Annotated in this window: 24 protein-coding genes; 11 read left to right on the forward strand and 13 right to left on the reverse strand. The window is 71.6% G+C overall.

The features are described from left to right. Positions 1-2 precede the first annotated feature (2 nt). Positions 3-434, forward strand: a complete 432-nt coding sequence (locus tag ISP_RS39875; protein WP_013229458.1) for an MBL fold metallo-hydrolase — start codon at positions 3-5, stop codon at positions 432-434. A gap of 149 nt (positions 435-583) precedes the next feature. Here ISP_RS39875 and ISP_RS39880 read toward each other — a convergent pair whose 3' ends face one another. The 3 genes from ISP_RS39880 to ISP_RS39890 form a co-directional block, all read right to left on the reverse strand. Continuing rightward, positions 584-1534, reverse strand: a complete 951-nt coding sequence (locus ISP_RS39880; protein ID WP_013229459.1) for a PLP-dependent cysteine synthase family protein — start codon at positions 1532-1534, stop codon at positions 584-586. A 3-nt stretch (positions 1535-1537) separates the two neighbouring features. Then, positions 1538-1810, reverse strand: a complete 273-nt coding sequence (locus ISP_RS39885) for a MoaD/ThiS family protein (RefSeq protein ID WP_004559268.1) — start codon at positions 1808-1810, stop codon at positions 1538-1540. Positions 1811-1876: 66 nt separating this feature from the next. Further along, on the reverse strand, positions 1877-2284 hold the full coding sequence (locus ISP_RS39890; protein ID WP_013229460.1) for a M67 family metallopeptidase: 408 nt from the start codon (positions 2282-2284) through the stop codon (positions 1877-1879). An 81-nt stretch (positions 2285-2365) separates the two neighbouring features. On the opposite strand from ISP_RS39890, the gene ISP_RS39895 reads away from it, so the two are divergent. Then, positions 2366-2746, forward strand: coding sequence for a hypothetical protein (locus tag ISP_RS39895; protein WP_230468568.1), 381 nt, complete (start codon positions 2366-2368; stop codon positions 2744-2746). Here the strand turns inward: ISP_RS39895 and ISP_RS39900 are convergent. From ISP_RS39900 to clpS, 3 genes are read right to left on the reverse strand one after another with little or no spacing between them, the layout of a single operon-like run. Next, a complete protein-coding gene (locus ISP_RS39900) occupies positions 2731-3726 on the reverse strand; it encodes a P1 family peptidase (RefSeq protein WP_013229462.1) in 996 nt (331 codons plus the stop codon). The two genes, ISP_RS39895 and ISP_RS39900, sit on opposite strands and share 16 nt — an antisense overlap. Then, positions 3723-4280, reverse strand: coding sequence for a DUF2017 domain-containing protein (locus ISP_RS39905; protein ID WP_013229463.1), 558 nt, complete (start codon positions 4278-4280; stop codon positions 3723-3725). The genes ISP_RS39900 and ISP_RS39905 overlap by 4 nt, the downstream gene beginning before the upstream one ends. After that, the gene (clpS, locus tag ISP_RS39910) at positions 4277-4576 is read right to left on the reverse strand and encodes an ATP-dependent Clp protease adapter ClpS (RefSeq protein WP_013229464.1); all 300 of its coding nucleotides are present in this window, start codon (positions 4574-4576) and stop codon (positions 4277-4279) included. The genes ISP_RS39905 and clpS overlap by 4 nt, the downstream gene beginning before the upstream one ends. Positions 4577-4650: 74 nt before the next feature. Between clpS and ISP_RS39915 the strand changes: the two genes are divergently transcribed. From ISP_RS39915 to ISP_RS39925, 3 genes are read left to right on the forward strand one after another with little or no spacing between them, the layout of a single operon-like run. Further along, positions 4651-5952: a nicotinate phosphoribosyltransferase gene (locus ISP_RS39915; RefSeq protein WP_013229465.1), complete on the forward strand. Its 1302-nt coding sequence runs from the start codon at positions 4651-4653 to the stop codon at positions 5950-5952. Positions 5953-5979: 27 nt separating this feature from the next. After that, entirely contained in the window at positions 5980-6558 is a 579-nt protein-coding gene (locus ISP_RS39920; RefSeq protein WP_013229466.1) for an isochorismatase family protein, read from the forward strand. Further along, positions 6555-7199 carry a bifunctional 4-hydroxy-2-oxoglutarate aldolase/2-dehydro-3-deoxy-phosphogluconate aldolase gene (locus tag ISP_RS39925; RefSeq protein ID WP_013229467.1) on the forward strand — a complete coding sequence of 215 codons (645 nt, stop codon included), beginning with the start codon at positions 6555-6557 and terminating at the stop codon, positions 7197-7199. The genes ISP_RS39920 and ISP_RS39925 overlap by 4 nt, the downstream gene beginning before the upstream one ends. 1 nt (position 7200) lies before the next feature. On the opposite strand, the gene ISP_RS39930 is transcribed toward ISP_RS39925, so the two are convergent. Next, entirely contained in the window at positions 7201-7818 is a 618-nt protein-coding gene (locus ISP_RS39930) for a choice-of-anchor P family protein (protein WP_013229468.1), read from the reverse strand. Positions 7819-8029: 211 nt separating this feature from the next. On the opposite strand from ISP_RS39930, the gene ISP_RS39935 reads away from it, so the two are divergent. The 4 genes from ISP_RS39935 to ISP_RS39950 all read left to right on the forward strand — a co-directional run bounded on the left by ISP_RS39935 (position 8030) and on the right by ISP_RS39950 (position 11424). Continuing rightward, positions 8030-8617 carry a biotin transporter BioY gene (locus ISP_RS39935; protein ID WP_013229469.1) on the forward strand — a complete coding sequence of 196 codons (588 nt, stop codon included), beginning with the start codon at positions 8030-8032 and terminating at the stop codon, positions 8615-8617. 105 nt (positions 8618-8722) lie between these two features. Next, positions 8723-10771 (forward strand): ATP-dependent DNA helicase, encoded by a 2049-nt coding sequence (locus tag ISP_RS39940; protein ID WP_013229470.1) that lies wholly within the window; start codon positions 8723-8725, stop codon positions 10769-10771. A 58-nt stretch (positions 10772-10829) separates the two neighbouring features. Continuing rightward, entirely contained in the window at positions 10830-11171 is a 342-nt protein-coding gene (locus tag ISP_RS39945) for a hypothetical protein (protein WP_013229471.1), read from the forward strand. Position 11172: 1 nt separating this feature from the next. Beyond that, positions 11173-11424, forward strand: a complete 252-nt coding sequence (locus tag ISP_RS39950; protein ID WP_013229472.1) for a hypothetical protein — start codon at positions 11173-11175, stop codon at positions 11422-11424. Here ISP_RS39950 and ISP_RS39955 read toward each other — a convergent pair. From ISP_RS39955 to ctaD, 4 genes are all read right to left on the reverse strand, one after another. Further along, entirely contained in the window at positions 11421-11822 is a 402-nt protein-coding gene (locus ISP_RS39955; protein ID WP_013229473.1) for an OsmC family protein, read from the reverse strand. The two genes, ISP_RS39950 and ISP_RS39955, sit on opposite strands and share 4 nt — an antisense overlap. Before the next feature lie 16 nt (positions 11823-11838). Continuing rightward, positions 11839-12618, reverse strand: coding sequence for an aminoacyl-tRNA hydrolase (locus ISP_RS39960; protein ID WP_013229474.1), 780 nt, complete (start codon positions 12616-12618; stop codon positions 11839-11841). Next, the gene (gene serB, locus ISP_RS39965) at positions 12615-13844 is read right to left on the reverse strand and encodes a phosphoserine phosphatase SerB (protein ID WP_013229475.1); all 1230 of its coding nucleotides are present in this window, start codon (positions 13842-13844) and stop codon (positions 12615-12617) included. Before serB ends, ISP_RS39960 begins: the two co-directional genes overlap by 4 nt. 116 nt (positions 13845-13960) lie before the next feature. Continuing rightward, positions 13961-15748, reverse strand: coding sequence for an aa3-type cytochrome oxidase subunit I (gene ctaD, locus ISP_RS39970; RefSeq protein ID WP_013229476.1), 1788 nt, complete (start codon positions 15746-15748; stop codon positions 13961-13963). Between the two features lie 135 nt (positions 15749-15883). Here ctaD and ISP_RS39975 point away from each other — a divergent pair, with 135 nt between their 5' ends. Next, on the forward strand, positions 15884-16705 hold the full coding sequence (locus tag ISP_RS39975; protein WP_013229477.1) for a phosphotransferase: 822 nt from the start codon (positions 15884-15886) through the stop codon (positions 16703-16705). On the opposite strand, the gene ISP_RS39980 is transcribed toward ISP_RS39975, so the two are convergent. Continuing rightward, entirely contained in the window at positions 16687-17454 is a 768-nt protein-coding gene (locus tag ISP_RS39980; RefSeq protein WP_013229478.1) for an alpha/beta fold hydrolase, read from the reverse strand. The genes ISP_RS39975 and ISP_RS39980 overlap by 19 nt on opposite strands. Here ISP_RS39980 and ISP_RS39985 point away from each other — a divergent pair. Beyond that, positions 17453-17992: a GNAT family N-acetyltransferase gene (locus ISP_RS39985; RefSeq protein ID WP_013229479.1), complete on the forward strand. Its 540-nt coding sequence runs from the start codon at positions 17453-17455 to the stop codon at positions 17990-17992. The two genes, ISP_RS39980 and ISP_RS39985, sit on opposite strands and share 2 nt — an antisense overlap. Before the next feature lie 94 nt (positions 17993-18086). Here ISP_RS39985 and ISP_RS39990 read toward each other — a convergent pair whose 3' ends face one another. Further along, positions 18087-18392, reverse strand: coding sequence for a hypothetical protein (locus ISP_RS39990; protein ID WP_013229480.1), 306 nt, complete (start codon positions 18390-18392; stop codon positions 18087-18089). Positions 18393-18748: the final 356 nt, after the last annotated feature.

An 18748-nucleotide genomic window follows, 5' to 3' on the forward strand; every position in this document is an offset into this window, starting at 1 on the left:
GCATGCCCGAACTGCGCACGGCGTTCGCCGGGGTGTCGAACGTCCTGGTCACCGACGGCACCTCCGGCGTGCTCGTCGACGGCTTCTTCTCGCGGCCATCGCTGCTGAAGCTGGGGAGGCGGGTGGCGCCGGACCGCGGCCGGATCGAGGAGGCCCTGAGCCGTCTCGGTGTCACGGCGCTCGATGCCGTCCTCGTGACGCATTCGCACGTCGACCACGTGCTCGACGCGCCGGTCGTCGCCGAGCTGACCGGCGCCACGCTGGCCGGCTCGCCGTCGACCCGGAAGGTCCAGAAGGGCTACGGCCTGGCCGCCGAGCCGTCCGGCTGCCGGCCAAGGCCTTCAAGACCGGGCGGTGCTACTCGTTCCACATCGCGCACGCGGTGGGGAACGTGCTGGTCCACGCCTCGGCGAACGTCATCCCCGGCGCGCTGACCGGCTACGACGCGGACGTCGTCCACCTCGGCTCAAGCTGCTGCCGAAGCCGTTCGACGACGTGAGGGCAACCATGGCCACCTTCGAGCGGCTGGCGCGGGCCGACGGTGTCCACCTCGCCCTGCCCCCGCTGTGGGAGGCCGGGTGATTCAGGCCCAGAGCTGCCCGTCGAGCCGCTCGGCCGCCTCGTCGAGCGACCCCGCGTACGCCCCCGTCGAGAGGTACTTCCACCCGGCGTCCGCCACGACGAAGGCCACGTCCGCCACCTCGCCGCGCGCCGCGGCCTTCTCGGCCACCGCCAGCGCCGCGTGCAGCACCGCGCCCGTCGAAATCCCCGCGAAGATGCCTTCGTGCTCCAGCAGTTCCCGGGTGCGCCGCAACGCGTCGTACGCCCCCACCGAGAAGCGGCCGTTGAGCACCGAAGGGTCGTACAGCTCCGGCACGAACCCCTCGTCGAGGTTGCGCAGGCCGTACACCAGCTCGCCGTAGCGGGGCTCGGCCGCGATGATCTGGACGTCCGGCTTCGCCTCGTGCAGGTAGCGTCCGACGCCGACGAGCGTGCCCGTGGTGCCGAGGCCGCCGACGAAGTGCGTCAGCGTCGGCAGGTCCTTGAGCAGCTCCGGGCCGGTGCCGCGGTAGTGCGCGTCGGCGTTGGCCGGGTTGCCGTACTGGTAGAGCATCACCCACTCGGGGTTCGCCTCGGCCAGCTCCTTCGCCCGCCGCACCGCCTCGTTCGAGCCGCCCGCGGCCGGCGAGAAGACGATCCGCGCGCCGTAGGCCTGCAGCAGCTGCTTGCGCTCGGTGGAGGTGTTCTCCGGCATCACGCAGACCAGCCCGTAGCCCTTGAGCTTGGCCGCCATGGCGAGCGAAATCCCGGTGTTGCCCGACGTCGGCTCCAGGATCGTGGAGCCGCGGCGCAGCTTGCCTTCACGCTCGGCGGCTTCGATCATGGCCAGCGCGGGCCGGTCCTTGATCGAACCGGTCGGGTTGCGGTCCTCCAGCTTCGCCCACAGGCGCACGTCGTGCGTCGGGGAGAGCCGGGGCAGCCCGACCAGCGGCGTGCCGCCGAGCGCGTCGAGCAGCGACTCGAAGCGAGCCATCGATCAGCCACCGGCCACGGCGGGCAGGATGGTCAGGGTGTCGCCGTCCTTGACCTCGGCCTCGAGCCCGCCGGCGAAGCGCACGTCCTCGTCGTTGACGTAGACGTTGATGAAGCGGTGCAGCTTCTCCTCCTTGACCAGGCGCGCCTTGATGCCGGCGTGCCGGGCCTCGACGTCGTCGATGACCTCGAGGACGGTCGCGCCTTTCGCCTCGACGGACTTCTCGCCGCCGGTGTGGGTGCGCAAGATCGTCGGGATGGAGACGGTCACGGCCATGGGTTCTTACCTCCGGTGGGTTCCTACACGCAGACGCCGGTGGCGCGGCGGTTTATTCCGATCGGGTCAGTCGAGGATCTCGACCGGCTCCTCGGTGATCTCGGCGTCCACGATCCGGTACGACCGGAACTCGTGCACATCGGGTTCGCGGGTGGAGACGAGCACGTAGTGCGCGTCCGGCTCGGCGGCGATGTTCGCGTCGGTCCGCGACGGGTAGGCCTCGGTCGCGGTGTGCGAGTGGTAGATCACCACCGGCACCTCGTCGTTCGCGGCCATCTCGCGGTAGAGCTTCAGCAGGTCGCCGGAGTCGAACTCGTAGAACGTCGGCGACCGGGCCGCGTTGAGCATGGGGATGAACCGCTCGGGGGAATCCGAGCCTTCGGGCCCGGCGATCACCCCGCACGCCTCGTCGGGGTGGTCACGACGGGCGTGGGCGACGATCTCGTCGACGAGTTCACGGCGGATCCGGAGCACACCGACATCTTAGTTGGTGGACAAAGCCGGTCCAGATGTTGAGATATACCGCTCACCAGCCGTTCCTGGGATACTGACCGGGTGCCGCTGTCGTCGAAAGTACGGGACCGCTGCCGGATGTACCTGGGCACGGACGAGCGGATCCAGTACCTGATCCCGGGGATGTCGCTCTACGTCAACCGCTTGCGCGCCCGGGTCGGCTTCCTGGTCATGGTGACCGACCGGCACGTCACCCTGCTGGCCTGCAGCCGCTGGACCCTGAACCGGCCGAAGCAGATCTGGGAACGCCTGCCGCGCTCCACCGAACTGGGCCCGCTCGAGATCCACCCCTCGCTCGGGCCGGTTCTGTCCGTCGGCGGGATCGACATGGAGATCGACGAGGAGTACATCGCGGCCGTGCGCGCGGCGAACCTCGAGGCCACCGGCGACGCCCTGCCCGAGGACCCCTACCCGGGCCGCTGACCGAACGCTTCCGGCCAGACGTCCCGGTAGGCCGGCACCCCGCCGGCCTGGGTCGCCGCCAGCAGGCCGTGCACCATCGCCCGCGCGAACACCCGCGCCGCCGCCGAGCACAGCGCGTCGAGCGCCGCCGGCCGGGCCGCCGCGCCGAACGGGCCGCTCGCGTCCGGCAGCTCGTGCGCGCCCGTGGCCAGCGCGAACACCGTGTCGCCGTCGAACATCGTGTGGGCCGGACGCACGGCTCGCGCCAGCCCGTCCTGCGCCGCGACCGCGATCCGCCGCGCCTCGGCCTTCGAGAGCGCCGCGTCGACCGCGACCACGCCGATCGTCGTGTTGAGGTCCGTCCGGCGAGAAGGCAGATCAGCGGGCCGCGAAGGCCAGGTCACGCCGAAGTCGCCGTGGTCGGCCGCGTACGCACGGCCCGTGGTCAGGTCCACGGCCTCGCCGGCCGCGTTCACCGCCGCCAGCGCCCCGACCGTGAATTCGCCCACGACCTCGCTCGCCGACCCGATGCCGCCCTTCAGCGACCCGACAGCCGCTCCAGCGCCCGCCCCGACCGTCCCCTGGGCCACCGGTCCGGCGGCCGCCGCGTCGCAGGCCGCGTAGCCGAAGGACGCGTCGGGCCGGTTGCCCCAGTCGCTGCGCGGCAGGTCGAACAGCACGGCGGCGGGCACGATCGGCACCACCTCGTGCGGCTGCGTCCCGACGGGAAAGCCCAGGTTGCGCTCCGAAAGCCACCGCATCACGCCGTCGGCCGCGGCGAGACCGTACGCCGACCCGCCCGACAGGCAGATCGCGTTGACCCGCTGCACGAGGTTCTCCGGCTCCAGCAGGTTCGTCTCCCGCGTGCCGGGCGCGCCACCGCGCTGGTCGACCGCGCCGACCGCGCCCTCGGGCACCAGCACCACCGTCGTCCCGGTGGCCCAGCCGTCGCCGACCCGCTCGTGGTGCCCGACCAGGACACCCGGCACGTCGGTGATCATCCCGTCAGCGCCTGGATCAGCGTCTCCTGCACCCAGGTCAGCCAGTGGTAGACGCCGAGGTGCGGCGCCCGCGGATCGTCCTCGGGCAGCTCGTCGGGCATGTCCTCGGTGACGTCGAGGGCGGTGCCGAGCGCCAGCCGGACGTCGTTGAGCGCGCTCAGCCACGCGTCGGCCTGCTCCTCGGTCAGCCGCACGTGGCCGCCGTCGCGGGGCAGCGTGTCGAGCACGATCTTGGCCACGCCGACCTTGATGTCGAGCAGCTCCGGCTCGTGCAGCGACCGCATCGCCGCGACCGAGTCGATGTCCTCCCGCGACGGGTTGTCCGGGTCGAGCTTGTGGAAGTCCGGGAGCAGCCGCGAGAGCACCGGGTCGTCCGGCGACTCGCTGGGCCCGGTCCGGATGCCGGTGAGCTCGGCGAGCTCGTCCTGGGGCGCCTCTTCGGCACGCGCGGTGAGCATGTCCTCGAGCTGGCTGACCAGCCCGCGCAGCACGGCCGCTTCCTGCTGCTCGAACCCGGCGTGGATCACCGCGCCCTTGCGCCGCCAACCGTTCACGAGGGCTGCTCCATGGTGGCCCAGAGGCCGGCCGCGTGGAGTTTCGCCACGTCCGTCTCCACCTTCTCCTTGCTGCCGGACGACACGATCGCCTTGCCCTTCTGGTGCACGTCCAGCATCAGCTTGGTGGCGTGGTCGCGGCTGTAGCCGAACAGCTTCTGGAAGACGTACGTCACGTACGACATCAGGTTGACCGGGTCGTTCCACACCACGGTCCGCCACGGTGTGTCCGACTCGGCGACTTCGGCGCCGGCCGGTTCGACCTGCGTCTGTTCGGATGCGACAGGCGTGGACATGCACCCCATGGTGTCACGGGGGTGACGGGGTACGCCGCGCCAGGTCCGGCCATGTGGGTGAATAGGCTTACCCCATGGGTTCACCGGAGCCGGTCACGGCCAGCACTGCGCTGCTCACCGACCACTACGAGCTGACCATGCTGGGCAGCGCACTCGCCGACGGGACGCACGCGCGGCCCTGCGTATTCGAAGTTTTCGCCAGGAGGCTGCCGGACGGCCGGCGCTACGGCGTCGTCGCGGGCACCGCGCGGGTCCTCGACGCGATCGCGGACTTCCGCTTCACCGACGCCGAACTGGCGCAGCTGGAGGCCACCGCGGTCGTCGACGACGCGACGCTGGGCTGGCTGGCGGACTACGAGTTCTCGGGCGACATCGACGGCTACCCCGAGGGCGAGCTGTACTTCCCCGGTTCGCCGATCCTCACCGTCAGCGGCTCGTTCGCCGAGTGCGTGCTGCTGGAGACGCTGGTGCTGTCCATCCTCAACCACGACAGCGCCATCGCGTCGGCGGCGGCCCGGATGTCCGGCGCCGCGCACGGCCGCCCGATCATCGAGATGGGCGGGCGCCGCACGCACGAGTACGCCGCGGTCGCGGCCGCGCGCGCCGCCTACCTGGCCGGGTTCGCGACGACGTCCAACCTGGAAGCCGGCCGCCGCTACGGCATCCCGACCCGCGGCACCGTCGCGCACGCCTTCATGCTGCTGCACGACAGCGAGGAGGCGGCCTTCCGCGCCCAGGTGGACAAGATGGGCGCGGACACGACGCTGCTGGTCGACACCTACGACATCACCGCGGGCATCGAGACGGCGGTCCGCGTCGCCGGGCCCGAGCTCGGCGCGATCCGGATCGACTCCGGCGACGTCGGCCCGCTCGCCCGCCGCGCCCGCGAACAGCTGGACGCCCTGGGCGCGAAGGACACCCGGATCGTGGTGTCCGGTGACCTGGACGAGCACGCCATCGCGGCGCTGCGCGCGGAGCCGGTGGACGCGTACGGCGTCGGCACCTCGGTGGTCACCGGGTCCGGCGCGCCGACCGCCGGGATGGTCTACAAGCTGGTCGAAGTGGACGGCAAGCCGGTCGCCAAGCGCAGCGCGCACAAGGAGTCCCGCGGCGGGCGCAAGTCCGCGCTGCGGCGCCACCGCGGCACCGGTACGGCGGTCGAGGAGGTCGTCTGGACGACCTCGGGGACCGCGCCCGAGCCGGACGCCAACGACCGGCCGCTGCAGATTCCGCTGATCCGCGCTGGCCGTCCGGAGCCCGGCCTGCCTACGCTCGACGACGCGAGGCAGCGGCTGCGCCGCGGCCTGGTCAGCCTGCCGTGGGAGGGCCTCAAGCTCTCGCACGGCGAACCCGCCATCCCCACCCTCTTCCTCTGAAACCTTCTTCTGGAACGGAGTCCGGCCATGGGAACCGCGCTGATCGTGGTGGACGTGCAGAACGACTTCTGCGAAGGGGGCTCGCTCGGTCTGCCGGGCGGGGCCGCCGCGGCCGCCGGCATCTCGAAGCAGGCCGCGGAAGGCGGGTACAGCCACGTCGTGGCCACCCGGGACAACCACATCGACCCCGGAGACCACTTCAGCGAGACGCCGGACTTCAAGGACAGCTGGCCGGTGCACTGCGTCGCCGGCACGCCGGGCGCGTCGTTCCACCCCGCGCTCGACGTCGTCCCGATCGGCGAGGTGTTCTCCAAGGGCGAGTACAGCGCCGCGTACTCCGGCTTCGAGGGCTCGGCCCGCGACGGGAAGTCCCTGGAGGCGTGGCTGCGCGAGCACGACGTGACCGACGTCGACGTCGTCGGCATCGCGACGGACTTCTGCGTCCGCGCGACGGCACTCGACGCGGCGAAGGCGGGCTTCGGCGTGCGGGTGCTGCTGGACCTGACCGTCGGCGGCTCGCAGCCGACGGTCGACGCGACGCTCGAAGACTTCGACAAGGCGGGCGTCGCGTACACCGGCACCGCCGTCGTCGGCCCGGCCGCGTGAAGGACCTGCAGGCGGCGCTGGCCGAACACCGGCTCGTCGCGATCCTGCGCGCCACCGACGCGTCGCGGTTCGCCGACGCCGCGATGGTGCTGCACGCGGCGGGCATCCGCCTGCTCGAAGCCACGCTGACCACGCCGGACGCGCCCGCGGCCATCACCGCGCTGCGCCTGGCGCTCGGCGAGGACGCGCTGATCGGTGCGGGCAGCGTCCGTGAACCGTCCGATGTGGACATCGCGGTGGACGCGGGCGCCGCGTACCTGATCACGCCGACGGTCAACCCGGCGGTCCTCGAGCGCGCCGCGGCCCTGGACACGCCGGTGATCTGCGGCGCGCTGACGCCGACGGAGATCGACCAGGCCTGGCGGCTCGGCGCGGCCGCGGTGAAGGTGTTCCCGGTCGCGGCCGTCGGCGGGGTCGCGTACCTGCGCGCGGTGCGGGCGCCGCTGCCCGACGTCCCGCTGGTGCCGACCGGCGGTGTCCACCTGGCCGACGTCGAGGGCTACCTGCGCTCGGGCGCGATCGCGGTCGCCGCGGCGACGCCGTTGCTGGGCGACGCGCTGTCCTCCGGCGGCAGCCTGCCGGACCTGGCCACGCGGGCGGGCGAATTCGTCGCGGCGGCTTCGCGCTTCGGGACGGCCTGAGCTACTTCTTGCCGAAGGGGTCGCACGCGGCCGTGCCCAGGTAGATGTCCCCGCTCGCCGGGCCGCCCTGCGGGAACAGCTTGATGTGCACCGCGTGCGTCACCAGGCTGCCGTCCGGCGGCTGGGGCGTCACGGTCTCGTTGAGCACGACCGTCGCCAGCGCGGTGCCGGCGGCGCCGCCGGGGATGACGATCCGGTAGTTCGGCGGGATCTCCTCCGGCACCGTGACCCCTTCCACGGCGCCGACCGCCACCTCGCCCTGGCTGCCGGTGGCCGTCGTCGCGCACTTCGCCGAGAACGTGCGGACGGTGAGTTCCGGGCCGCCGTAGCGCTGCAGCACGGTCGCCCGGAAGCGGCGTCCGGCCGCCTGGGCGATCGACACCTCGCCGGATCGCCCGCAGCCGGTGTCACCGGCGCCGAACACGGCGATGTCGCCCGTGGCACCGCCCTGCGTCCAGCCCCGGTAGGGGCCGTCGACGGTGCATTTCGCCAGCTCACCGGTGACGACCTGCTCGTTGTCGATCGTCACGTCCACCGAGCCGGACGACGCCCATCCGGTGGACGTCACCGGGGCCGCCGCGCCGAAGAGCGGAGCGGCCAGCGTCGTCACGGCCAGCAACCGGTATGTCCTCTTCCTGGCGTTCCGCATGCTCCGGCCTCCTCGGTTCCGTGACGGATCGCAGCTATGCCCTTTCGTCATCGGCCGGTCCGGCAGCCGCCCTGATCGGGTCCACCCGGACGAGTGGCCGGTGAGGAACGCAACTCGGCGGGTCCACGGGACGGTAACGAGCGTTAACCTCGGTCGTCGCCTGTTCACCTCGGGAGGTTTCGTGTCTTCGCTGTCCATCGCCGGCAAGCGGCCCGTGCTGGCCGACCTCGTCCCCGGTTCGCTCGTGCGGGACATCGCGCTGGTCGCCGGCGGTGCCGTGCTCACCGGCGCCGCCGCGCAGCTGACGATCCCGGTGCCGGGCAGCCCGGTGCCGATGACCGGCCAGACGTTCGCCGCGCTGCTCGTCGGCGCGTCGCTCGGCATGTCGCGCGGTGCCGCTTCGATGCTGGTGTACCTGCTGGTCGGCGCGATTGGTGTGCCGTGGTTCCAGCACGGCACGGCGGGCCTGTCGGGGGCGAGCGCCGGCTACATCGTCGGGTTCGTCTTCGCCGGCGCGCTGGTCGGCGCGCTCGCCGGTCGTGGCGGCGACCGGACGCCGGTCCGCACCGCGGGCACCATGGTCCTCGGCAACCTGGTGATCTACGCGTTCGGCGTGCCGTGGCTGATGGCGTCGACCGGGTTCGACCTGTCGACCGCGTTCGCCAAGGGCGTGACGCCGTTCCTGATCGGGGACGCGATCAAGATCGTCGTGGCCGCCGGTCTGCTGCCGCTGACCTGGAAGCTGGTCTCCGGCCGCACGCAGGACTGACGCTCGCCGGGGGACCTTCCGCGCGGGAGGTCCCCCGCGACGCGAGTGGCCCGTTCGCGACGGAGCACCGATCTCTGTCGGTGGTGGCGGCTAATGTGTGTCGCTGTGCCCGCCCGAACCGATTTCCCCGGCGTCCTCGAACTCCTCACCCACGCGGTGGAGTCCGTAGGCGGTGCCGAACGCCCAGGGCAGGTGCAGATGGCCGACGCCGTCGGCCGCGCCATCCGCACCGGCGAACACCTGGCCGTGCAGGCCGGCACCGGCACCGGCAAGTCGCTGGCCTACCTCGTGCCCGCGATCCGGCACGCCGTCGAGAAGGAAGCCACGGTCGTGGTCTCCACGGCCACGATCGCGCTGCAGCGCCAGCTCGTCGACCGTGACCTCCCACGCCTGGCGAAGGCGCTGAAGAAGCCGCTCGGCCGCGAGCCGACCTTCGCGATCCTCAAGGGCCGCCGCAACTACATGTGCCTGCACCGGCTGGATTCCGGCGCGCCGGACGAGCCGGAGGACGCCCAGCTGTTCGACCCGTTCGCGGTGTCCCGGCTGGGCAAGGAGGTCACGCGGCTGCGGGAGTGGGCGTCGGACACCGAAACCGGCGACCGCGACGAGCTCGTTCCCGGCGTCACCGACCAGGCGTGGCGTCAGGTTTCGGTGACGGCGAAGGAATGTCTCGGCGCTTCACGCTGTCCGATCGGCACGGACTGCTTCGCCGAGAAGGCCCGCGCCGAAGCCGGCCGCGCCGACGTCATCGTCACCAACCACGCGCTGCTGGCGATCGACGCGCTGCAGGGCTACCAGGTTCTGCCGGACCACGACGTGGTGATCATCGACGAGGCCCACGACCTGGTCGACCGGGTCACCTCGGTGGCCACCGGCGAGCTGACCAGCGCGATGTGCGCGTCGGCCGCGCGCCGCTGCGGAAAACTCATCGACGCCGACGTCGCCGACGGCCTGCTGGAAGCGGGTGACGGGCTGGCCCTGATCATCGACGACCTGCCCGCGGGCCGGATGGACGAGCTGCCCCGGCCGCTGCAGGGCGCGATCCCGGCGATCCGCGACGCCGCACACCGGTGCATCACGGCGCTGGGTTCCGACCGCAAGGAAGACGTCGAGGGGGCCACGGCGCGCAAGCTGGCGCGGTCGCTGCTCGACGAGGTGCACGACACCGCCGTCCGGCTGCTGGAGGCGTTCGACGAGGACCAGGCGCACCAGCGCGACGTCGTCTGGCTCTCCGGCGACAAGTACTCGTCGAACCCGCGGCCACCGGCGCTGAAGGTGGCGCCGCTGGGCGTCGCCGGCCTGCTGCGGGAGCGGGTGTTCAACCAGCACACGACGATCCTGACGTCGGCGACGCTGACGCTGGGCGGCACGTTCGACACCATGGCGCGCCAGTGGGGGCTCCCGCCGGGCGCGGCCCGGGTGGAACAGGCGCCCGGAGCCGCCACGGAGAAGGAAGCGCCGTCGGACGACTCGGGCCCGAAGTGGACCGGACTGGACGTCGGCTCGCCGTTCGACCACCGGCGCAACGGGATCCTGTACCTCGCCAAGCACCTGCCGCCACCGGGGCGCGACGGCCTCACGTCGTCCACAATGGACGAACTGGCCGAGCTGATCGAGGCCGCGGGCGGGCGCACGCTGGGCCTGTTTTCCTCGATGCGGGCGGCCAAGCAGGCCACGGAGGAGATGCGGGAACGGCTGGACTTCCCGATCCTGTGCCAGGGCGACGACGCAACGTCGCTGCTGGTCCAGAAGTTCTCCGAAGACGTCCGCACGTGCCTGTTCGGCACGTTGAGCCTGTGGCAGGGCGTGGACGTCCCCGGGCCGTCACTGCAGCTCGTGGTGGTCGACCGGATCCCGTTCCCGCGCCCGGACGACCCGGTGTCCTCGGCGCGGCAGCGCGCGGTGGAAGCCCGCGGCGGCAACGGGTTCCTCACCGTGGCGGCCACGCACGCGGCGCTGCTGCTGGCGCAGGGCACCGGGCGGCTGCACCGGTCGGTCACCGACCGCGGCGTGGTGGCAGTGCTGGATTCGCGGCTGGCGAACGCCCGCTACGGCGGTTTCCTGCGTGCGTCGCTGCCGCCGTTCTGGCCCACCATGGACCCGAAGGTGGTGCGGGAGGCACTGCGCCGGCTGGACGCAGCCGCGCCCGCGTGACGCGGTCCACAGCCTCGCCCGGTACGGTGAAGCAACCCAAGTACCAAGGGAGCACCGGTTGACCCAGGATTCGTCCAGCGCACAGTCCCGGACCGTCAGTGTCGACGACACCGGCGTGCGGCGGCGCCTCGCGGACGGCAGCGAAGAAGCTGTCACGTGGGCCGGCCTGTCGTCGGTGATGGTCCGGGTGATCCCCGACGGCCCCTGGAACGAAGACGTGTTCTTCATGTTGGTGGGCACCGACGGCAAGGGCACCGCGGTCCCGAGCGGCGACCCGGCGGCCGACGCGCTCATCGAGCGCTTGCAGGCCCTGCCGGGCTTCGACAACGAGAAGTTCATCGAGGCCATGACGACCGACGCCGACCAGGCCTACGTCGTCTGGGAATCCGGCCAGAACTGACGTGCGCTGCCCGGTCTGCGGTTCGGAGCGCCTGGGCCCGCTCGGCGAGCTGAGGGCCCGCGAAGACGTCTTCTTCAGCCTGATGCTCACGTACGCGGCGCCGAAGTTCTTTTCGCGCACCCCGAGGTTCGCCGTCGGTTACGGCCGTGCCTGCCTGGACTGCGGCGCCCTCACCGCGTTCATGAACGACGAAGAGCGTGAGAAGCTCGCCGAAGCCGCCGATCGGCTCGAGCTGCCGAAGTACCTCGACTAGCTCGGAAACTCCTCGGTCACCGGAATCCCCTTCTTGAGCGTCCGGCTCACCGTGCAGAGCCGGTCGATCGCCCGGTCCACGGCACCGGCCAGCGCGTCCCGCTGATCCGCGGTCAAAGTCGACACATCGACATCGAAAGCGACGTGGACGGCGTCCAGTTCCGAAGCGCCCTCACGCCGATCGGCGCTGACGGCGACGCGGAACTTCGCGTCTTCGCCGATCCGCCGCGTGATCAGCTCTTCCGCGGTCACCGCGCTGCAGCCCGCCGCCGCGATCTGGAGCAGTTCGGCGGGCGAGAAGGCCCCTTCGGCGCCCGCCCGGCCCAGCCGGACCTCCGCGCCCCGGTCGTTGCGCCCGACGAACGCGTGCTCGCCCGTGCGTTCCACTTCCAGTGTCATGCCCGCTCCAACCGGCTCAGGGGGCCGCTTGTTCCGGCGCCCACTGGGCCAGCACCGTGATCGTGCCCGGGTCGACCTCGGTGAACCCGGCGTCCCGCACGGCGATGACGCGGTCCCGCCGCCACGCGCCCTCCGGGTCGTCACCCGGGTGCAGTTCCTTCCACTGCGCGACGCTCGCCGCGCGCACGGCGACCCGGAAGCCGCGATCGGCCCAGGCCGCCCGCTCGGCGTCGCCCAGCAACGCGGCGAGGATCATCGTCGCGTGCCCGACCTGGGCGGCCCCCTTGCCGACCGTCATCGGCACGTGCGGGTTGAGCAGCAGCAGCGGGACACCGTCCGGGAGCGGGCCCGGCTCGTCCGGCGGCAGTTCACTGCCGGAGATCTGCAGCCGCGCGACTTCCTTGGGGGTCTCGGTGACCAGCCCCGGCAGGAGGGCCCGTGCCTCGGCGCCGTCGACCTCGACGGTGATGCCCGGCAGCTCCTGGACGGCCGCCCAGTGCGCGCCCCGCGCCCGCCGCGCGACCTTGCGGATCCGGTTGTCGAGCCAGGCGTGCATCGGCTCGGCCCACTCGCCGCCGGGCTGGGCACGCTCGTCGAGGCACACCGCCAGCGCCGCCGCGGCCGCCGCCTCCAGCAGCGGCGTGCGCCCCGGCGGCTCGGCGCGTTCGATGCGGAGGATGACCGGCATCGCGCGGACTTCCTCGGGGAGCTCGTCGGAGGTGTCCGACGTGTCTTCGGCCGGAAGCCCCAGCCAGAAGGCGTAGCGGACGCCCAGGGGGTCGAGAACGCTGCTCACGGACGCATCAGCTCGAGCCCGTCGGCGGCGTCGGCCGCTTCGACCTCGCCGCGGGTGAGGCCGAGCACGAACAGCACGGCGTCGAGGTACGGGTGCGACAGCGCGGTGTCGGCCACCTCGCGCAGCGCCGGCTTCGCGTTGAACGCGACGCCCATGCCCGCGGCCGAGAGCATGTCGATGTCGTTGGCGCCGTCCCCGACGGCAACGCACTGCTCGAGCGGGATGTCGTACTCGGCGGCGAAGCGGCGAAGCACCTTCGCCTTGCCCGCGCGGTCGACGACGTCACCGACGACCTTCCCGGTGAGCTTGCCGTCGACGATCTCGAGCTCGTTCGCCACCGCGAAGTCGAGTCCCAGCTCCTCCACCAGGCCGTCGATGACCTGGGTGAAGCCGCCCGAGACGACGCCGGTGCGGAAGCCCATCCGCTTGAGCGTCCGGATCGTGGTGCGGGCGCCCGGGGTCAGCTCGATCGACGCGGCGACCTCGTCGATCGCCGTCGCGGGCAGACCGGCCAGCAGCGCGACCCGCCGCTCCAGCGACTCGGTGAAGTTCAGCTCGCCGCGCATGGCCGCTTCGGTGATCTCGCGGATCTCCGGCTCGACCCCGGCGTGCGCGCCCAGCATCTCGATGACCTCGCCCTGGATCAGGGTCGAGTCCACGTCGAACACGACGAGCCGCTTCGCCCGGCGCGTGATGCCGGCCCGCTCCACGGCGATGTCGACCCCCGCCTCGACGGCGGCGTCGGCGAGCTCGGACCGCAGCTCGGCGTCGGCTTGCGGCGTGTCCTGGTCGACCGAGACGTACAGCTCGAGCCCGGTCACGGGGTAGTCGGCGACGCTGCGGATGGCATCGATGTTGGCGCCCAGCGAGGCCAGCCGGCGCGCGACCTCGGAAAAGCCCCGCGCGGTCACCGGGCGGCCCAGCACCACCAGCACGTGGGAGGAGTCCCGGCGGCCGAGCGCGAACGGGTCGTCCCCGATCGCCGAGCCGATCTTGACGTCGACCTGCATGCCGACGGACGCCATCGCCTGCTCGACCGTCTCCTGCAGGCCCTCCGGGTCGCGGTAGACCCCGGCGAGCACCCCGAGCACGAGCTGCCCGCGGATGACCACCTGCTCGACGTCGAGCACGTCGACGTCGTGCCGGGTCAGCACGGCGAACAGCACGGACGAGACACCCGGTTTGTCGGGGCCGGTCGTCGTGATCAGGACGGGGGTCTGGGTCACTGGTCATCCCTCGTTCGGCAACGCTGCACGGCCAGTCTGCCGGTCCGGGGCCGGACATAAGTAGAGCGCGTGCCCGGCTTCACATCAGCCGGGCACGCGCTCACTCGATCAGGGGGCTACTTTTCGCCTTGCTCGCTCGCGTTGTCGTTGGAGTGGTCTCCCGGGATCACCGCTTCGGTGAGCAGCTGCGAAGGCGCCGCGTGGCTGTTGACCTTCTGCTTCCCGAAGAAGCCGATCTCACCCTCGTTGTGGATGCGCTCGATCATGTGCGGGTAGTGCAGCTCGAACGCGGGCCGCTCGGAGCGGATCCGGGGCAGCTCGGTGAAGTTGTGCCGCGGCGGCGGGCAGGAGGTCGCCCACTCGAGCGAGTTGCCGTAGCCCCACGGGTCGTCCACCGTGACGATCTCGCCGTACCGGTAGCTCTTGAAGACGTTCCAGATGAACGGCAGCGTCGAGGCACCGAGGATGTACGCGCCGATCGTGGAGATCGTGTTCAGCGTGGTGAAGCCGTCACTGGTCAGGTAGTCCGCGTACCGGCGCGGCATGCCCTCGGCACCCAGCCAGTGCTGGACGAGGAACGTGCCGTGGAAGCCGATGAACGTGGTCCAGAAGTGCCACTTGCCGAGCTTCTCGTCCATCATCCGGCCGGTGATCTTCGGGAACCAGAAGTAGATGCCGGCGAAGGTGGCGAACACGATCGTGCCGTAGAGCACGTAGTGGAAGTGCGCGACGACGAAGTAGCTGTCCGACACGTGGAAGTCGATCGCCGGCGCGGCCAGCAGGATGCCGGTCAGGCCGCCGAAGAGGAACGTGACGATGAAGCCCATCGAGAAGATCATCGGCGTCTCGAAGGACAGCTGGCCCTTCCACATCGTGCCGATCCAGTTGAAGAACTTGATGCCGGTCGGGACGGCGATCAGGAACGTCATGAAGGAGAAGAACGGCAGCAGCACGGCGCCGGTGGCGTACATGTGGTGCGCCCACACCGCGACCGACAGCGCCGCGATGGCCAGCGTCGCCCAGACCAGGCTCTTGTAGCCGAACAGCGGCTTGCGGCTGAACACCGGGAAGATCTCCGACACGATGCCGAAGAACGGCAGCGCGACGATGTACACCTCGGGATGGCCGAAGAACCAGAACAGGTGCTGCCAGAGGATCACGCCGCCGTTTTCGGGGTCGAACACGTGCGCCCCGAGGTGCCGGTCCGCCAGCAGGCCCATCAGGGCCGCGGTCAGGATCGGGAAGGCGAGCAGGATCAGGATCGACGTCACCAGGATGTTCCAGGTGAAGATCGGCATCCGGTACATCGTCATGCCCGGCGCGCGCAGGCAGACCACGGTGGTGATCATGTTGACCGCGCCGAGGATGGTGCCGAGACCGGAGACGACCAGGCCGGAGATCCACAGGTCCGCGCCGACACCCGGCGAGTGGATGGCGTCCGACAGCGGGGTGTAGGCGAACCAGCCGAAGTCGGCGGCGCCACCGGGCGTCAGGAAGCCGGACAGCACGATCAGGCCGCCGAAGAGGTACAGCCAGTACGAGAACGCGTTCAGCCGCGGGAAGGCGACGTCCGGCGAGCCGATCTGCAGCGGCAGCACGAAGTTCGCGAAGCCGAAGAGGATCGGGGTCGCGTACAGCAGCAGCATCACCGTGCCGTGCATGGTGAACAGCTGGTTGTACTGCTCCTGGGACAGGAACTGCTGCCCGGGCCGCGCCAGCTCGGTGCGGATCAGCATGGCCATCGCGCCGCCCGCCATGAAGAAGGCGAACGACGTGACCAGGTACATGATCCCGATCTGCTTGTGGTCCGTCGTGCGGAACAACCGCAGCAGGTACGAACCCTTAACCGACTCGCGCGCGGGGTACGGGCGCGTGGCGATCGGCTTGGGGGCTACGGCCGTCACTCCTGCCTCCAACACTGAAACCTTGTGGTGGTCATCGTCGCGCCACCGGGGCTCGGGAAAGCCCGATCCGGCGGCTTAGGGGGATCGTAGCCCTCGCTACCGACAGTCGCGCGCACCGGCTGGCAAGATCGGGGCGTGGCCGACGAGTACACCCGTGCGGCGGTGCGCGCGGCCCGCGCCGTGACCGCCCGGCTGGGGCTGCCCGGCCACGATCCCGAAGTACTCCACGAGCGCTCGAACGTGCTGGTGAAGCTGGGTTCGCTGGTCGCCAGGGTGCCCGCGACGACCCGGCTGCTCCGCCCGGAACCGGCGGCCTGGCTGGCCCGGGACGTCGCGCTCTCGAGGTTCCTCACCGACCGTGGTGTGCTCGTCGTCTCACCCGCCGCGGATCCCCCGGCCGGGCCGCACTTCGCGGACGGCCTGCCGGTCACGCTCTGGCACCACACCCCGCACGATCCGGCTCACCGGTACGCCCCGGACGTCGTCGCGCGCTCGCTCGCCGAGGTGCACGCGGCCCTGCGCGAGTACCCGGGCGAACTGCCCCGCCGCGGGCCGCTGGACGACCTGGAGCGGCTCCTCGGCCGGTACGACCTCGACCCCCGCTTGCGGGCGGAAGCCGCGCGGATCGAAGCCACGCTGCCGGACGGGCCCGTTCAGCCGCTGCACGGCGACGCGCACCCCGGCAACCTGATCGCGACCGCGGCCGGGCCGTGCTGGCTGGACTTCGAGGACACCTGGCTGGGCCCGCTCGCCTGGGACCTCGCCATCCTGGCCCGGCAAGGCGGCCCGGAGTACCTGGCCGCCTACCCCGGCTCGGTGTCCGACGAGGCCCTTCGCGCGTACACGCGGTTGCGGGAACTCTTCGCCGTGGCATGGCGCTTCGTGATCGCCCGGCGGTTCCCGCACCGGCTTCCCGAAGCCCGCTCCGCGCTCGCTGCCTACTTCTCGCTCTCGTGAGTCGCCGGGTACCAGGAGAGGATCGCCTCGACCACCCCCGCGGGGTCTTCGAGCGGGGTCAGGTGACCGGCTTCGGGGAGCACCACGAGCGTCGCGCCGTCCATCACCCCGGCCATCTCGCTCGCCGCCGCGATCGGCGTGATCGGGTCCTCCTCCCCGACGACGACCAGGGCGGGAACGCCGGAGTCCCGCAGCAGGTCGAGCGAGTCCGGCCGGGTCCGCAGCGCGAGCGCCGTCCACGAGATGCCGGCGGGCGGCTGGGATTCGATGATCTCCCGGACCGTCTCGACGAGCTCGGGACGCCGTTCGCGCGTCGACGCGGCCAGCAGGTTCGGCAGGTTCGCCTCGGCGAGCCAGGTTTCGGTGCCCTCCTGCTCGACGCGGGCCGCGACGTCCAGCCGGGTCTGGGCGGCTTCGGGGGTATCGGGCCCGGCCTTGGTGTCGATGAGCACCAGCCCGCCGACCCGCTCCGGCGCGAGCCGCAGCACGGCCATCGCGAGGTAGCCGCCCATCGAGCAGCCGCCGAGCACGACGCGGTCGAGGTCCAGCCGGTCGAGCAGGGCGACGACGTCCCGCGCGGCGTCCTCGAGGCTCGGTTCGCGATCGGACTCCGGCAGCGGCGAGCGGCCGAGCCCGCGCTGGTCGGGTGTGATCACCCGAAGGTGTGAAGCGAGGGGCTCGCGCACCGCGTTCCACATGCGGGAATCCAGGGGAAAGGCGTGGAGGAGGACCAGTGGCAGTTCGGTCATGCGCGTCATTTTGTCGGACCCCCTCGCTAGCTTCGCCGATGTGTTCACCGACATCGAAACCGACCGGCTCCTGCTGCGGCCGCCCCACGAGGCGGACCGGCAGGCGATGGTCGACATCCACACCGACCCCCGGACCAACCGCTTCCACCCCGACCCACCCGACGTCCCGCGCGCGTCGGCGATGTTCTCGGACTGGCTGGCCCACTGGGCCGAGCACGGCTTCGGCTACCCCGCGGTCCTCGAACGCGGCGGCACCGAGGTGATCGGCATGTGCGGCGTGCGGCTGCGCGAGTTCCACGGCGAGAAGGTCCTGAACCTCGGCTACCGGTTCCGGCCGTCGGCGTGGGGGAAGGGGTACGCGGTGGAGGCGGGGCAGGCGGTCCTGGAGTGGTGCGCCCGCGAGCTGCCGTCCGTGCCGGTGCTGGCGAGCGTGAGCATCGCGAACAAGCCATCGCTGCGGGTGGCCGAGCGGCTGGGCTTCACGGAGTACACGGAGGAGATGTACGACGGCGCGATGTCCCGCCACTACCGGCGCTGAGCCGGGCGTTGTTTGAAAACTCCAGAGCGAATCGGGGCCCCTACCGAGCCCTGCGGCCACCACCGCCGACGGGGTACCCGCGGCCGGACGGGACTCACCACCGGCGCTGCGGCCGCCGCCGGGCGCGCGCTTCCCAGCAGGCCCGGTGCCAGTGCCGGCGGTCGGCGACCGACCCGGTCTCGTCGGCGGGCCACACCACCAGATGCGGCGTGCCGGGCCGGATCTCGTGGTCACAACCGGGACAGCGGTAGAACTTGGTCGCCTGGCTCCCGGGCACGGTCCGCACGAGCCAGTCCCCGTCGGTGCCGGACTCGGCCCGCGCCCACCCGGTGGCGGCACCGAGGTCACGTTCGGGCGGCCCACCGTCCGAACGGCGGCCGGGACGGTTACGTCGTGGCACTCCCAAACGGTAACGGCCCCCTACCCCGCCCGCCGCCACCCTCCCATCACCCGCGATGCCCGCCCAGTCACGCGTGATGCCTCCCCAATCACGCGAGATGCCCGCCCAGTCACGAGTGATGCCCGCCCAAGCACGCCAGCCGACCTCTCCGGGTACGCAAACCAACCCCTCCTGGCACGCAATCCGACCGCGGAGGCACGCAATCCGGCACCCGAGAACGCGTGTCGTCCGCCCAGGCACGCGTGTCGTCCGCCCAGGCACGCGTGTCGTCCACCCAGGCACGTGGAGTTGCCCCGTGGGGCCGGACACCTTGATTCCAGACAGTGGTCTGGAGGGAGGATGTCCTGATGTCGCGC

The sequence above is a fragment of the Amycolatopsis mediterranei genome (assembly GCF_026017845.1).
Lineage (GTDB): Bacteria > Actinomycetota > Actinomycetes > Mycobacteriales > Pseudonocardiaceae > Amycolatopsis > Amycolatopsis mediterranei.

Coding starts and splice junctions, on each gene's coding strand:
- ISP_RS39955 (WP_013229473.1), bottom strand. CDS start 11,822: ATGACACTGGAAGTGGAACGCACGGGCGAGCACGCGTTCGTCGGGCGC.
- ISP_RS39920 (WP_013229466.1), top strand. CDS start 5,980: ATGGGAACCGCGCTGATCGTGGTGGACGTGCAGAACGACTTCTGCGAA.
- ISP_RS39900 (WP_013229462.1), bottom strand. CDS start 3,726: ATGATCACCGACGTGCCGGGTGTCCTGGTCGGGCACCACGAGCGGGTC.
- clpS (WP_013229464.1), bottom strand. CDS start 4,576: ATGTCCACGCCTGTCGCATCCGAACAGACGCAGGTCGAACCGGCCGGC.
- ISP_RS39915 (WP_013229465.1), top strand. CDS start 4,651: ATGGGTTCACCGGAGCCGGTCACGGCCAGCACTGCGCTGCTCACCGAC.
- ISP_RS39985 (WP_013229479.1), top strand. CDS start 17,453: ATGCGCGTCATTTTGTCGGACCCCCTCGCTAGCTTCGCCGATGTGTTC.
- ISP_RS39980 (WP_013229478.1), bottom strand. CDS start 17,454: ATGACCGAACTGCCACTGGTCCTCCTCCACGCCTTTCCCCTGGATTCC.
- ISP_RS39885 (WP_004559268.1), bottom strand. CDS start 1,810: ATGGCCGTGACCGTCTCCATCCCGACGATCTTGCGCACCCACACCGGC.
- ISP_RS39875 (WP_013229458.1), top strand. CDS start 3: ATGCCCGAACTGCGCACGGCGTTCGCCGGGGTGTCGAACGTCCTGGTC.
- ISP_RS39880 (WP_013229459.1), bottom strand. CDS start 1,534: ATGGCTCGCTTCGAGTCGCTGCTCGACGCGCTCGGCGGCACGCCGCTG.